We start from the raw sequence: 13213 nt of genomic DNA, 5'->3' as shown, positions 1-13213 counted from the left end.
AAGACAATTCCGCAAGGATTTATATGTTATTTAAGTTTTACCGGACAGCAATATTATGAATTATATCTTTGCTCCAGACTCTATCTTGTTCAATCCCTTCTGATAGTAGATATAGTAAAGTACGCCTGACAGTGTTAAACCAAATGGGAAGGCAAACCAGACACCGACCAGCTGATAGTTCATAACGACTCCAAAGAGATAGCCTAAAGGAAGAGAAACAACGAAGAAAGATACAAACGCAATCCAGATTAGCGGACGAACATTAGCTGTGCCGCGCATAGCATTGGCATAATTACACTGCAAGCCATCACCAAACTGATAAATCATAAATGGAATAATCGTCATAGAGACCATTGAAATAACGTTTACGTTATCAGTGAAAAGTCCACCAATGATATGACGGCAAATGAAGATTGGCACAGAAGTTAGTATGGCAAGCAAGAAGACTAAATGAATTCCAGCCGTTGCTGTTCTTCTTACAGCAAGATAGTCACGTTGTCCCATGAAGTTACTAATGCGTACTGCTACCGCTGCTGCCAAGCCATAGTAGATCATGTAGCCTAACTGTGAAATCGTCAACATAACCTGATGAGCCGCTAAGGATTCTGTACCGAACCAGCCAACCATCAAGCTTGAAAGGCTAAAGGCAGCAGTTTCCATACCCATTTGTAATGCTAAAGGAATACCAAGAACAGTAATCTGCTTGAAGTCTGCATATTTCACCTGGCCTAAACTCCATCCTTTCTTGTATTCTTTATATTTCTTACTAAAGAAGAAGATGCCTACCATAATGAAAGCCATCACGATACGTGAAATCATTGTAGATAGTCCTGCACCAACCAGTCCCATCTCTGGAAGTCCTAAATGGCCATAAATCAGTATCCAGTTGCCAAAGATATTCATCACATTTCCAGCAACAAGAATCCACATTGCCACCTTTGTGTCAGTGATACCATCGGTAAACTGGCGGAAAGTATTAAACCAACATACAAATGGGAGAGATACAAGTTGGATAAGGAAGTAAGGGCGAATGAGTGGTAATAACTCTTCTGGCTGTCCCAAACGATAAATATTCAAGTACAGAACAATCATAATGGCAGATAAAAGTATTGCCATACAGGTGTTTGCTGCAGCAGCACTCTTCATTACCTCACCAATACGATGAGTCTTATCCTGTCCGTATAGGATACCAACAAGTGCTGTAATAGCATATGTAAAGCCAATAGCAAAAATAATGACCAACGTAAACATATTGTTGACAAATGCCGCTGCAGCCAATTCTTCTGTACTATGATGTCCAATCATAAGCGTATCGGCAAAGTTAAGAATTAGGTTTCCTAATTGTCCGATAATGATTGGAACGCCTAAATAAGTAAGGTTACGATAGTGTGTTTCGTACTTTGAAAATTGATATGACATACTAATTTTTGCTATTTATTATCCCAAGTGTGCTGCAAAGGTACGAAAATATTTTGTATTTTCATACAATTTTCATAAATTACTTAATCTTAGTTTATGATAAAAAAAAGAGAGGTATAGAGTAAGAAAAGACTACTTTATCTATTCTTAGGCGGTTTATTTATAGGGTGAAAAGAGTGTTTTTACAGGTAAGAGAGTACACCTTTATTATATAAGAAACATAAAATCAACCCAAAGTCTTTTCATGAAATAATTAGGAGTAAAGCCCTCTAATATTATCGCTTTAACCCGAATCGGTTAGGAAATAAAACCATAGTAAGAAGAACTATACATATTGTGCTCTAATGACCGATTCGGGTTTAATCATATTGAGGACGATAATGCACAAACGAAAGGAGGAGACCCTATGGTCTCCTCAAAACAATATAGTATTTGTTTTAATGATTTACAAGTCAAACTTGTAACCCAAAGTAATCTGGAATACGCTGTTCTTATTCTTGTAGTTCTCAAAAACCTTGGTCAAACCCCAGTTGTAACGAGCGTCAAGTTGGAAGTTGTTGTATTCGTAAGAGATACCTACAGGAATAGAGAAGTCAACTGACTTTGCTTTAATATCATTAGTAGAACTTCCTGTTCCAAGGAATGTGTTAGCTTCTGCCTTAGTAGTGCTACTAACCAAGAAGCCAGGTTGAACACCCAATTTAACAGCCAAACCCTTTGTTACATAAACGTTTGCCATAATTGGAACGTTAATGTAATCAAGCTTATATGTATTCTTAAATGTCTGTTTCAGAACAGAATACTCCTGCTTAGCACCTTGCATAGAGTAGAGAACTCCTGCACTTACAGAGAAGATGTCACTTGCTTGATACTCGCCTTCAACACCAGCAGCAAGACCAATACGTGGATCTGAATCTTTTATTTCTGTGAGGTTAGCAATGTTTACACCAACCTTTGGCTGAAGGTTGAATGAACCAACTGCATGCTGTGCGAATGTAGATACTGATGAAAGCATCAGTGCTGCTACAACTAAAATCTTTTTCATAACTCTTTGTTTTTTTATTAAGTATATTTTATTCTATAGTTATCCTTTATTATTCTCCTCATCATAAGCCTTTTAAAGCTTCCAATAGAGAAGTTTTATATTGAATATTTCGTTAATTATGTGCGCAAAGTTAAACGAAACTAATGTAACTTCAAAGGTTTTTGCGTTAAATATTATTTATATGATACAACAACAAAGAAAATACATATAAAAAGATGGATTGAAAAAGATTTTTCTTTCAATCCATCTTATTGTATACCTAATACTGACCTTATAATCTTTATGAGGATTATAAGATTCTAATATTTACTTCACCTGGCAACTAAGTTCCTTACCCTCTGATAGTTCTTTTACACTGCTAAGGGTTGAAACAGCGATGTTGTAGAGTGCTTCTTTTGTAAAGAATGCCTGGTGAGAGGTCAATACAACGTTTGGAACCATCAATAAGCGAGCCAATACGTCATCGTCAATCATCTTGTCGCTTTTATCTTCATAGAAGTACTCTTTCTCCTCTTCATAAACGTCAAGACCAGCTGAACCCACCTGCTTTGTACGCAAGCCTTCGATAAGGTCTTCTGTGTGGATAAGCTGACCACGACCAGTATTTATAATCATCACACCCTTCTTCATCTTTGCAATACTTTCCTTATTGATAAGGAACTTTGTGTCTGGTGTCAATGGGCAGTGGAGGGAGATGATATCACTATTCGCATAAAGTTCGTCAAGCTGAACAACCTTCACATTATACTGCTTTGCAAACTCTTGATCTGGATAGAGATCGTATGCCATAATATTCATACCAAAGCCGTGAAGAATCTTTATAAGCTCTTTGGCAATACGACCCATACCAACAACACCTGCTGTCTTACCATACATGTCGAAGCCTAACAAACCATGTAATGTGAAGTTTCCATCACGTGTACGGTTCACAGCACGATAAATCTTACGGTTAAGACTTAGCATCAGTGCTACAGCATACTCAGCAACAGCATGTGGAGAGTAAGCAGGTACGTGTGTCACCTTAATACGACCTTCAGCAGCCTTAAGGTCAACATTATTGAAACCAGCACATCGAAGCGCTACAAGTTTTACACCATTGTTCACTAATTCATCAATAACTCTTGCATCGCACTCTGCATTTACGAAAATACAAACCACGTCTGCACCCTTTGCCAAAGGCACAGTACTAATACTGAGACGCTCTTGATAATAGCGAATATCGAAATTATAATCCTTGTTTACTTCGTTGAAAGACTCGATGTCATACGACTTTGCGTCGAAAAATGCTATCCTCATTGCTATTTACCTAAATTTAATTATTATAAGTGCTATAGATAATCCTTTATACGATAAAAGGATTTCTTTATTCTTTCTGATTCCTCAGGTAATCATCCAACTTACTTAAGACAATGCAAAGGTACATATAATTTGTAATTCTTGCAAATAATTATCTTTTATAGTTGTTCGTTATGAGATAGAATAGTTTACCATTTTGTAGAAATGAAAGCTATATTACTATGATAGTTTTAATTTTATTTTGCTGTCACTTTTAACACTTTAAATGAATCTGTTATAAACCAATGAGTTACAAGTCTTTTTTAGATGATAGGAGTGACAGGAGATCTATTTTAAAGAATTTGTGATGTTATAAGAAAGTAGAAGTTTGGAATGAATTGATGAGGTCGTGTATAATGGCTCAGAATTACTCATGATTAAAAGTAGAATGTAGTTGTTTTCACTTTGATAACAAACCTTATCTACAAGTCTCTTTTCTTCGCTTAGAAAAGAGTCATTATAAAGTTTTCTCCTCTTTCCTTATCTATGTTTAAAGGCTCAGCACATATGGTGCGGAGGCACAGCACCAATGGTGCGGATGGTGAACACCAATAGTGCGAACGGAGAAGAGTGAAACGAAATAAAGTATTCTAATGATACGAATAGTAATTTCTTGCTTGTTTTTAATAGAAGTTTTAATTTCAATGGGACCTATAAATTGAACGGTAAATTTGCTTTTTATGTTGTAAATGATTATCTTTGCTTTTTCAATAGCTTATTATCAAACCTATTAATAAAACACCATCGATGATGAACCATAAAACAGGATTATATAAAACAGATGCGATACGGAGAGTATACAGAATGGAATTGAGGAGAACCTCTAATAACTATCTTAGAGGAATACTCTGTTGTGTATTTTTGTTACAAGCATATATGCTCAATGCACAGATGTCAACAGAGGTTGTATATGTTAAAAACGGAATCGTAAAAAGCTTTTATGAGGTATATGATAATCAATTACAAGGTGGGGGAATTACTTATCGTCACATTGGACGTACGATTTCATTGAACAGGAAAACATATCCCTTCTATGTAAATTTAGAAGATAATGCCAGTATTAGAAGGTTTATAAATCCTAAGGATACTATTGGTTATAAACAATTTTACAATGAGGATTTTGCTTTAGATGCTCAAAAGGGTATTTATAAATATGATTTAGGACTTTCGCCATTTGAATACACGTATGATAGCGTTGTATCATCATCGGGGTGTTGGTATTATCCAAAGAGGAATCGCAAACAGATAATAGCTTGTTATTACTTTTCAGGATATGTAATTCTATATCATGTAGATATAAAGAAGAAGGACATTGACTCACACTATAGGATTAATAAAATGCTTGAACAAAAGACATTTATGATTCTGAAAGAAGCAGAAACATTAGATTATATACCTTTAAAGGTTACCTCGTCAATGGGGTTGAGAAACACCCCAGTTTATTCTATATTTCGTTACTTAGAGGAATAATAAAAGGTCAATTGGAGAATCATTTTTATTGAGTTTGAGTTCATATTGGTCTAAACTTATTAAAGGAGTGTTCGAATATGCTTCAGATATTCATCTACTTGTGGGTCTGACATACGCTTCCATATATCTCCTAATAACGCAACACCACCAAAGTGCCATTCTTTGACAAGTGGGATGTTTTTAGCAGTTATACCTCCCAAGGCAATTACTTTTTCGTCAATTACATTCTCTACGGCAGCCTGCTTAAGTAAGGTTGGGGAGAAGGCTGCATGATATCCAACTTTAGAAATACTATCAAAGATAGGACTCAAGAATACATAGTCTTTTGACTCTTTTTGTGTAATAACTTCCTCTATTGTATGACAGGAGCAAGAGATGCTTCCATGAAAAGCATTCGGGGCCACAGAACAGCGCCGATTCAAATGAATACCATGAAGCTTATATTCTTCTGCCAATTCAAAATGTTCGTGCAGAACGATTCGACTGTGCCACTGCTCTGGTATTTGAAGAAGAAGCTGCTTGTAGGCTTCTAATGATGCTTCTGGTTTACGCAGATGCAATAAGTCAAGCCCTTGTGAAAAGAGTTTACTTATGAAAGTAGTCTCTCCCGATAAGAATTCGGGAGAGGTAATGGTTATCCATTTCATTAGATGATATTTATTTCTTTAGTTTCTCTATAATTAAATCGGCTACCTTCTTGCCTGATAGTAACATACCACCAAATATTGGACCCATTCTTGGAGTTCCTGCTACGGCTGAAGAAGCCATACCACAGACATAGAGTCCAGCGTAAATTTCACGTGTACCTTCAACAACCATACGCTCACCCTCAGCCACATCCAAGGACTTTTCACCCACAACTCCGCCTGTAGCAGTGTCAAGTTGAATACCATTCTTACGTGCCACAACTTTACATATCTCGCTGTCGTGACCAGTACCATCAATCACACATTTAGACATGATGTTTAATGGGTCAACATGTAGTCCTTCACGAAGGACTGGAGTCCAGTTGACTACAACACCACTTACAACATCATTCTTGAAGACAACATCTTCAACAGAATAGCAGTTGAAGATTGTTGCACCAGCATGAGCTGCATGATAAAGCAAAGCGGAGGTACTTTCAACGGAGTCAATGGTATAAAGTTCGTTTTCATAAGGCTGATAGCTGATGTTGAAGTCCTTGACAATGTGCAACGCTTCTTCCTGTATAACGATTTGGTTGAACATCATTGCGCCACCCCACATACCTCCGCCAGGTGACAGCTTGCGATCGAACAGAGCAGTTCTAAGCCCTGCTTTTGCCAGATAATAAGCTGCAACGATGCCAGAAGGACCACCACCAACGATGGCAACATCGAGTTGTAAATTACGCTGAAGTTTGTCGAAATAGGTACTAATAATACCTTTTGATACTTGTGTCTCAATCATAATAAATTTATATTTATGGATAATTGTTATTCTTTTGCTTATTCCTCACAGTTCTTGAGAGAATGACTAATACGTGCAGCACAGAAGTGTGGACCGCACATTGTACAATAGTTTGCATCAACAGAGTTGCTTGCTTTGTAATATTCAAGCGCACGCTCAGGGTCGAGTGCTAAGTTAAACTGGTCCTTCCAACGAAAGTCGTAACGTGCTTTACTCAATGCATTATCACGGATAGAAGCACTTGGATGTCCCTTTGCAAGGTCTGCTGCGTGGGCAGCTATCTTATAAGTGATGACACCAATACGAACATCATCTTTCTCTGGTAGGGCAAGATGTTCCTTTGGTGTTACATAACATAGCATGGCAGTACCATACCATCCGATGAGAGATGCACCAATAGCAGACGTGATATGATCATAAGCTGGAGCAATATCTGTGACGAGTGGCCCTAATGTATAGAAGGGTGCACCATGGCACTTATCAATTTGTCGTTCCATATTCTCCTTGATTTTATGCATTGGAACATGACCAGGTCCTTCAATAAAGACCTGTACATTCTTATCCCATGCACGCTCAACCAATTCACCCATCGTGTCAAGTTCGGCAAATTGAGCAGCATCATTCGCATCGTACGTACAACCAGGACGTAGTCCGTCTCCCAACGATATAGCAACATCATACCTTGCACAGATATCACATATATCATCAAAATGCTCATAGAGAAAACTCTCTTTTTGATGTTCCTTGCACCATTTAGAGATAATACTACCACCACGACTTACGATACCTGTCAATCGATTGTCGGCAAGATGTATATTCTTTAATCGTATGCCACAATGAATTGTAAAATAGTCTACTCCCTGCTCACATTGTTCTATCAAAGTATCACGGAAGATTTTCCAGTTAAGAGCTTCAATCTTTCCATTAACTTTCTCAAAAGCTTGATACATAGGTACAGTCCCAACTGGCACAGGACAGTTACGAAGAATTCGTTCTCGTGTCTCATGAATATCCTTACCTGTAGATAAATCCATTAATGTATCACAACCCCATTTACAACTCCAAACCGCCTTTTCAATCTCTTGTTCAATGTCTGAAGACGTAGAAGAATTGCCGATATTGGCGTTTATCTTTACCAGAAAGTTCGTCCCGATAATCATCGGTTCAGATTCTGGATGCTTTTTGTTAGCAGGTATTACAGCCCTCCCTTCGGCAATTTCCTTGCATACAAACGCTGGAGTGATACGCGTACTGATACCCAACTCCTCACAATTCATATTCTCTCTGATGGCAACATATTCCATCTCCTCAGTTATTATACCCTGTTTGGCAAAATACATTTGGGTCTCTCTTTCCTTACGTTTTATGACCCAAGGCTGTCGAAGTTTAGGCAGTCCGCACTCTAAGTTGATATCAATATTAGGATCACTGTAAGCACCACTGGTATCATATATATACACAGGAGCATTGTTTTCCTCACATCTTTCTCCCTTCTTGATAGTAACAGTAGGAGTAAGATGTACTTTACGCATACCCACTTTGAGCTCAGGATAGAGTCTTCCACTTAGGTAAACCTTCTCAGAGGAAGGATAGCTAAATTTGAATTCCGTTTTCATTTATTGTTTGATTTAAGTTTATTGATAAATCTTTTCATGGTGGTAACTGGGGTATCATCATTGTTAGCATTAAGGATAGCACCACTAACAGCTACACCACTCACCCCTGTCTGCATTATATCCGATACATCTTGTAGAAGTATACCACCAATAGCAATGATAGGGGTATAAATTCCGTAAGTATTCATTTGCTCTATGATACGGCTATAGCCATCTAACCCTAAGATAGGAGATAGCTTTTTCTTGGTAGTCGTAAAGCGGAAAGGACCGCAACCAATGTAGTCTGCTCTAGCAGAATAAATACGTTTGATATCCTCAAAAGTATTTGCTGTACCACCAATGATTTTATCCTTTCCAAGAAGACGACGTGCTTTATCGATAGGCATATCGTTCTTACCAAGATGCACACCATCAGCACCTGTCCTTTCTACCAGTTCTACATAATCATCAAGAATAAAGACTGCATCGTATTGTCTGCATAGTTTTCTCGTACTTTTAGCAGTCTTCAGAACCTCCTCTTCTGAAGCATCCTTCATTCGAAGTTGAATCCATCGGCATCCTCCTTCGAGTGCCATTCGAACGCCATCTATGTAATCATAGCGTTCATTGGCATGTGTAATAAATTGTATCATAAAGTTATTTGTTTCTCTGGATTAAACAAATGGTTGACAGGTCCGTGTCCTTCGCCTATATGAATATCCTTACCAGCCGCCAATGCTTGAGAAAGATAGTTCTTTGCAGCAGCTATGGCATCAGTTAATTCCAGTCCACGTGCTATAAACGAAGTGATAGCAGAGGATAGTGTGCAACCTGTTCCATGAGTGTTTCGGGTGTCTATTGTCTTACGGGTAAAGGTTTGTACTATTCCATTAGCCATATATAGCCGGTCAATCTTTCTATCTCCTGTCATATGTCCTCCTTTTATCAGAACAGCTTTACACCCCAAACTCAAGATTCTTTGTGCTGCTATATCCATATCATCAATGGAATTTATTTTCATGTTAGACAATATTTCTGTCTCAGGAAGATTAGGAGTCAATAGAGTAGACATAGGAAGCAAAGAGTCACAAAATAGTTCTAAAGCATCTTGTTTCATAAGTCTAAAGCCACTCGTAGATATCATAATCGGATCAATCACTATCGGAATGTTCGGATAAAATTTCAACGTATCAGCTATGGCGTGTATAGTAGCACAATCATTTACCATCCCAATCTTTACAGCATCAGGTTTTATATCGTCCATAACCGCCTTAATCTGGTTGGCAACGATAAGAGGATTCACTCCATGAACAGCCTGTACACCTTTCGTATTTTGCACAGTAATAGATGTAATAGCAGTTGCTGCATAGACACCCAAGGCTGACATAGTCTTTATGTCTGCTTGTATTCCAGCTCCACCGCTACAGTCAGAGCCTGCAATTGTCAATGCACAAATATATCTCATGCACCATATCGGTTTGTAGAGGTACGTCTATTGCAGTTTTTCAAAAGATGATACGAGATAGAAAACAGTCTCATTAATGACAAACAATATGTAAGTATAGAATGAGACAATCCCTGCGGCTGCATTATCAGCGTCAGGTTCTATGGGTATAATCTCAGCAACACAACCGTGAAGCACCCCTTGTTTCTTAATTTATTTATCGGTTGACAAAAGTATATGTTATTACTTAAATAGGAAATAGTTACCTAAGATTTAACTTATATTTAACGTTTAGTACGCCATATTATATAGTTCTCTCCCCAATTAAAAGACTATGTTTTCCAAGGAGTTGATGCTCCGCACATGTGGTGCTAATGGTAGACACCAATGGTGTTGGGTGCTAAATGCCTTGCAATAGTTAGCCAACGTAAAAGCTATTTATTATTGCCATACCTCATGGTATAGTCATTATTCCCTATTCTTGACCTTTTTATAGGAGTTTTCGGTACATATATTGCAGAAAAATATGTAATTTTGCACTTATATTAGCGTTAATCAACACACATATAAATCGTGAATAATTCTTCCACTATAAAGGGTTATGGTTATGCCAGCCTTTCTGCAATTACGTTCGGTACTATCCCGCTTTTCTCTATTCCTGTAATGGAGTCGGGAATGTTACTGCCGTCAGTTTTAATCTATCGTTTCGCCTTCGGTTGTCTTTTTATGATGGCAATCCTCTTATGGCGTAAGCAAAATCTACATATACGATGGGGAGATGGACTCCGTATCACATTCCTTTCGATTCTGTATGCTGTGTCGGCTGTATGTCTTTTCAGTAGTTACGAATATATGCCTGGTGGTATAGCTACTACCCTGCTATTCTCTTATCCGGTATGGACGGAGGTTCTTCTCATTCTTTTCTTTAACGAAAAACTTACAATTCGCATATCCTTAGCTATTTTACTTGCTATTGCCGGTGTGGCTTTTCTTGGTGGAATAGGGCATACAGACGGTATTAAGTCGATGTGGGGTGTTACACTTGCCATGTCTTCAGGACTGCTGTATGCTATCTATATGGTACTCTTCCCTAACATGCGTATTCGTAAGTTGCCGGCGTTGAAGGTTAATTTCTACATCTTTTTTATGGCTATGTTGCTACTCATCCTTTATGCAACATTTACGACAGGAGGGGTACAACGAATTACGAATGCAGACTCTTTCCTTTCATTGATACTACTGGGTTTGATTCCAACCACTATCAGTAACGTTACGTTGGTTCGTTCACTCACCTTGATTGATTCTGCCAGTGTTGCTATCTTAGGAGCCTTTGAGCCTCTCACTGCAATGACTATTGGTATCACACTAATGGGTGAACCACTCACAACATCTATTATTATTGGTTGTGTACTTATCATTACTTCCGTAATAATTCTTATCACAAAGGGTAAAACCTTACCTAATCCTCTTAGGAAATATGCCGAACATCAAGAATAAAAACATACTATGGCATCTTCTTGCCATTGCTATTGTCGCCATATGGGGCACTACCTTTGTAAACACAAAGGTGCTTTATAACAGTGGGTTAACACCGTTGGAAATCTTTTTCCTACGCTTTGTTATTGCCTATATTTGTATATGGTTTATCTCGCCACATCAGCTTTTTTCTCGTACATGGCGTGATGAATTAATTATGGTTTTATTAGGTATAACGGGAGGTTCAGTGTTCTTCCTTGCAGAAAACTATGCCGTGGGACTTACTTATGTTAATAACGTTAGTTTTATTGTTTGTACTGCACCACTGCTTACAGTACTACTTGGTATCACCTTTGTGAAGAGTATCAAAGCAAGTTGGTCATTGATTCTCGGTTCGTTGATAGCCTTGATGGGTGTTGCTATCGTTATCTTCAATGGTAGTTTTGTCCTACATCTGAATCCTTGGGGCGACCTCCTCACGTTATTGGCATCACTATGTTGGGCTGTTTATTCCTTACTGATGAAGAAGATATCAAACAGTTATTCAGCTGTTTTTATAACACGTAAGATATTCTTCTACGGACTTGTAACGGTATTGCCAGCCTTTCTTTTTGACCCATGGACGGCAACCACCTCCATGCTTCTCACACCGAAAGTTATCTTAAACCTATTGTTCCTTGGTCTTGTAGCGTCTTTCCTTTGCTTCGTTCTGTGGACATTAGTCATTGCGAAGATTGGTGCCATGACATCATCGAACTATCTATATCTAAACCCTATCACCACAGTAGCAACCAGTGCTATCTTCCTCAACGAGCCAATGACAGCCATAGCCTATGTCGGAAGTGCATTGATATTAATAGGTGTGGCGGTATCGAATAAATAATAGTAGTATTTTGTAGATACTAACTATTAGATAAGAAACTGGAAGGGGAGCAAGTTCTCCTTTCTATAAGTCCGTCTTAAACTATATTGTCTTTCAATAATAACTTAGTCATAATATGAGAAAAATAGTATTGATTACTGGTGCTACCAGTGGAATTGGCGAAGCCTGTGCACGTAAGTTTGCACAAGGAGGGTATGATGTTATCATTACTGGGCGTAGAGCACAACTTCTTGCTAACTTAAAGAAAGAACTCGAAGCAGAAGGAGTGAGAGTGTTAGCACTTGCTTTTGACGTACGAAATCGTAATGCAGCAACTGCAGCTATCAACAGCCTACCACTTGAATGGCAGCAGATTGATGTCTTAATTAACAATGCTGGTTTGGCTCTTGGCTTAGAACCTGAATACGAAGGTAGCTTTGAAGATTGGGAAACGATGATTGATACCAATATCAAAGGACTCTTAACCATGACACGCCTTGTTGTTCCAAGAATGGTAAAACGTGACAGCGGACATGTTATTAACATCGGTTCTGTGGCTGGCGATGCAGCCTATGCGGGCGGTAATGTCTATTGTGGTACAAAGGCAGCGGTAAAGACTATTACCGACGGACTCCGTATTGACCTTGCACATACCTCTGTACGTGTGACGAATGTAAAACCAGGATTGGTAGAAACCCACTTCTCTAACGTACGTTTTCATGGCAATGATACTCGTGCTGAAAAGGTATATGAGGGTGTTAAGCCACTTACTGGCGCCGATATAGCTGAGGTTGTGTTCTATGCTGCTTCCGCTCCTGCGCATGTTCAGATTGCTGAAGTGCTTGTTCTTGCTACGCATCAGGCAAACGGAAGTGTGCTACATAGAGACACATCAAAGTAAGTCTTTCTTTTCCACCTTGCATAAGGGTAGCATTTAACACAAAGAAGAGAGGACACTTCTACTTTTAAGAGTGATATAAGAGGATATATTAGTTACGGGAATACAAGTTTATAGTTTATTATAGATGTATCTAATAGACGTATAAACTTATATTCCCATTTGTCTTATAAAGTACAGAAGACAAGATGAAGCTTAAAATGATTGAACATAAAGTATCTGAAGGGTTAGACTATGA

Annotated in this window: 12 protein-coding genes and 1 riboswitch; of the genes, 4 read left to right on the top strand and 8 right to left on the bottom strand. The window is 38.3% G+C overall.

The features are described 5' to 3' along the window. Positions 1–60: 60 nt before the first annotated feature. The 3 genes from HMPREF1505_RS04220 to HMPREF1505_RS04210 form a co-directional block, all read right to left on the bottom strand. Positions 61–1419, bottom strand: coding sequence for an MATE family efflux transporter (locus HMPREF1505_RS04220; protein ID WP_036923006.1), 1359 nt, complete (start codon positions 1417–1419; stop codon positions 61–63). A 445-nt stretch (positions 1420–1864) separates the two neighbouring features. After that, positions 1865–2464 (bottom strand): porin family protein, encoded by a 600-nt coding sequence (locus HMPREF1505_RS04215; protein WP_036923003.1) that lies wholly within the window; start codon positions 2462–2464, stop codon positions 1865–1867. A gap of 306 nt (positions 2465–2770) precedes the next feature. After that, the gene (locus HMPREF1505_RS04210; RefSeq protein WP_036864285.1) at positions 2771–3760 is read right to left on the bottom strand and encodes a 2-hydroxyacid dehydrogenase; all 990 of its coding nucleotides are present in this window, start codon (positions 3758–3760) and stop codon (positions 2771–2773) included. Between the two features lie 786 nt (positions 3761–4546). On the opposite strand from HMPREF1505_RS04210, the gene HMPREF1505_RS04205 reads away from it, so the two are divergent. After that, on the top strand, positions 4547–5269 hold the full coding sequence (locus HMPREF1505_RS04205; RefSeq protein ID WP_051412311.1) for a hypothetical protein: 723 nt from the start codon (positions 4547–4549) through the stop codon (positions 5267–5269). A gap of 59 nt (positions 5270–5328) precedes the next feature. On the opposite strand, the gene HMPREF1505_RS04200 is transcribed toward HMPREF1505_RS04205, so the two are convergent. Genes HMPREF1505_RS04200 through thiD form a run of 5 tightly spaced genes read right to left on the bottom strand, consistent with a single transcriptional unit; the run spans position 5329 to position 9760 of the window. Next, the gene (locus tag HMPREF1505_RS04200; RefSeq protein ID WP_036923000.1) at positions 5329–5916 is read right to left on the bottom strand and encodes a thiamine phosphate synthase; all 588 of its coding nucleotides are present in this window, start codon (positions 5914–5916) and stop codon (positions 5329–5331) included. Between the two features lie 10 nt (positions 5917–5926). Next, complete coding sequence (locus tag HMPREF1505_RS04195; RefSeq protein WP_036922997.1) at positions 5927–6700, bottom strand: sulfide-dependent adenosine diphosphate thiazole synthase; 774 nt, start codon at positions 6698–6700, stop codon at positions 5927–5929. A gap of 38 nt (positions 6701–6738) precedes the next feature. Beyond that, entirely contained in the window at positions 6739–8316 is a 1578-nt protein-coding gene (gene thiC / locus HMPREF1505_RS04190; RefSeq protein ID WP_036922994.1) for a phosphomethylpyrimidine synthase ThiC, read from the bottom strand. Beyond that, the gene (locus tag HMPREF1505_RS04185; protein ID WP_036922991.1) at positions 8313–8948 is read right to left on the bottom strand and encodes a thiamine phosphate synthase; all 636 of its coding nucleotides are present in this window, start codon (positions 8946–8948) and stop codon (positions 8313–8315) included. Before HMPREF1505_RS04185 ends, thiC begins: the two co-directional genes overlap by 4 nt. Continuing rightward, positions 8945–9760 (bottom strand): bifunctional hydroxymethylpyrimidine kinase/phosphomethylpyrimidine kinase, encoded by an 816-nt coding sequence (thiD, locus tag HMPREF1505_RS04180; RefSeq protein ID WP_036922989.1) that lies wholly within the window; start codon positions 9758–9760, stop codon positions 8945–8947. Before thiD ends, HMPREF1505_RS04185 begins: the two co-directional genes overlap by 4 nt. Before the next feature lie 92 nt (positions 9761–9852). Further along, a riboswitch (TPP riboswitch) is annotated at positions 9853–9951 on the bottom strand. A 361-nt stretch (positions 9952–10312) separates the two neighbouring features. On the opposite strand from thiD, the gene HMPREF1505_RS04175 reads away from it, so the two are divergent. The 3 genes from HMPREF1505_RS04175 to HMPREF1505_RS04165 all read left to right on the top strand — a co-directional run bounded on the left by HMPREF1505_RS04175 (position 10313) and on the right by HMPREF1505_RS04165 (position 12978). Beyond that, on the top strand, positions 10313–11236 hold the full coding sequence (locus HMPREF1505_RS04175) for a DMT family transporter (RefSeq protein ID WP_036922986.1): 924 nt from the start codon (positions 10313–10315) through the stop codon (positions 11234–11236). Further along, the gene (locus tag HMPREF1505_RS04170) at positions 11217–12098 is read left to right on the top strand and encodes a DMT family transporter (RefSeq protein ID WP_036922983.1); all 882 of its coding nucleotides are present in this window, start codon (positions 11217–11219) and stop codon (positions 12096–12098) included. Before HMPREF1505_RS04175 ends, HMPREF1505_RS04170 begins: the two co-directional genes overlap by 20 nt. Positions 12099–12213: 115 nt before the next feature. After that, on the top strand, positions 12214–12978 hold the full coding sequence (locus HMPREF1505_RS04165; protein ID WP_036922980.1) for an SDR family oxidoreductase: 765 nt from the start codon (positions 12214–12216) through the stop codon (positions 12976–12978). The last annotated feature ends 235 nt before the right edge of the window (positions 12979–13213 follow it).

Origin of the sequence: Prevotella sp. ICM33, from assembly GCF_000517825.1 — a bacterium.
GTDB classification, from domain to species: domain Bacteria; phylum Bacteroidota; class Bacteroidia; order Bacteroidales; family Bacteroidaceae; genus Prevotella; species Prevotella melaninogenica.
This window is presented reverse-complemented; position numbering and strand designations above follow the sequence as displayed.